Here is a 1483-nt window from a genome sequence, read left to right as displayed (position 1 = left end):
GTCCGCTCGCCGCCCCTCACCACACCCACCCCGACGTGGAGCTCATCCTCCCCTTCTGGGCGGGCTCACCCCCGCACCCCCACCCACACGCCCGATCAGTGCCCGCTCAGCGCCGGTCGAGGCGCACGGTCCCGGCCGGCAGGGTGTAGGCGTCCACCCGGGTCGGGGCGTTGTTCGGGACGACCGCGCCGTCCTTGACCGAGTCGACCCCGAAGTCGTTGTCGTCCACCAGGACGAGCTGCACGGCGCCGTGCCCGGCCGGGCGCACCGCGATGCCCTCCAGCTTGCCGTTGGCCACCCCGGCCGCGGCGGCGTCGAACACCGGCCGCTTGGCGCCCAGCGCCACCCCGGTGGTGTCCAGCTCCAGCGTCGGCACGGTCGCCGGGCTGTCCCACTTGGTGCCCAGCAGGTTGGTGGCCTGCCGGAAGTCCACCTCGAACAGCTTGGTGTGGACGGTCGGGCGCAGCGCGTCCCGCTCCTCGACCAGCAGCCGGTCGGTGCCCAGCCAGTTGACCGAGGAGGTCGACCAGCCGCCGTCGGTGGCGCCGTCCGCCTCCCGCTGGAAGGCGAACTCACCGCTCATGGCGGGCGTGCGGTGGCCGATGTCGATCCGGAACACCCGCTGGACCAGCGACTTCTTCGCGGCCTTGGAGTCCGGGTTGGACAACTGGGTCTGCTGCGCGGCGTACAGCGTGCGGCCGTCCGCCGAGATGGTCAGGCCCTCCAGGCCCTTGTTGTTCTTCTGCTTGGCCTCGATCGCGGGCAGGATCGGCAGCACCCGCACGCCCGGCGCGGTGAACGCCGAGCCGGCCGGCACCAGGACGGTGTCCAGCACGCCGTGCGCGGAGAAGTGCAGCACGCTGGAGCCGTACTCGCTGCTGACCCAGAACGAGCCGTCGGGGGCCCGCACCAGGCCCTCGCTGTCGACGCCGTACGGGTCGTCGGGCAGCGCCGCGCCGCGGATGTCGACCGGCCGCTCGGCGGTCAGCGCGGCGGGCGGCAGGCCGGTCAGGAAACGGGTGCCGGTGACCGGGTCGGTCTGCCCGTGCGGGACGCGCAGCGGGATCCGGCGGACGATCTCGATGCCGCCGTCGCGGGCCAGCCGGATCCGCAGGATCTGCGGGGTGTAGTCGGGCTTGAGGAAGATCTTGTCGGTGTCCGCGGGGGCGTCGGCGTTCGGGCCGCGGTCGGTGATGGTCCAGAACTCCCGGCCGGAGTCGTCGGCCGGGACCAGGTCGCTGAAGCCGCCGAGGGCGAGGCCGCCGCCGATCGGGGCCGGGTTGCGGTACGTCCAGCTGCCGTCGTGCCGCGGGGCGGGCAGGTCGGCCGCGGCGGCCGCGGTCGGGGCGAGGAGCGCCAGCACGGCGGCCGTCAACGGGGCGATTCGGGTCAGTCGCATGGTCGACCAGCATCGGGGCAGTGCCCCGTCCGCCGCGCGGATTCGGACTGACGGGCCGTCGTCCGGTCGGTGAACTCCCGGTCC

1 protein-coding gene is annotated in these 1483 nt (G+C 74.0%); it reads right to left on the bottom strand.

Annotated features, from left to right (window positions below; genetic code table 11):
* Positions 1 to 106 precede the first annotated feature (106 nt).
* On the bottom strand, positions 107 to 1399 hold the full coding sequence (locus ACFV0G_RS39280) for an esterase-like activity of phytase family protein (protein WP_380558694.1): 1293 nt from the start codon (positions 1397 to 1399) through the stop codon (positions 107 to 109).
* Positions 1400 to 1483 lie beyond the last annotated feature (84 nt).

Origin of the sequence: Kitasatospora sp. NPDC059571 (genome assembly GCF_042735675.1) — a bacterium.
Lineage (GTDB): Bacteria > Actinomycetota > Actinomycetes > Streptomycetales > Streptomycetaceae > Kitasatospora.
This window is presented reverse-complemented; position numbering and strand designations above follow the sequence as displayed.

What these genes read in the sequence shown, in the direction of transcription:
- ACFV0G_RS39280 (WP_380558694.1), bottom strand. Translation starts at nt 1,399, where the DNA reads ATGCGACTGACCCGAATCGCCCCGTTGACGGCCGCCGTGCTGGCGCTC.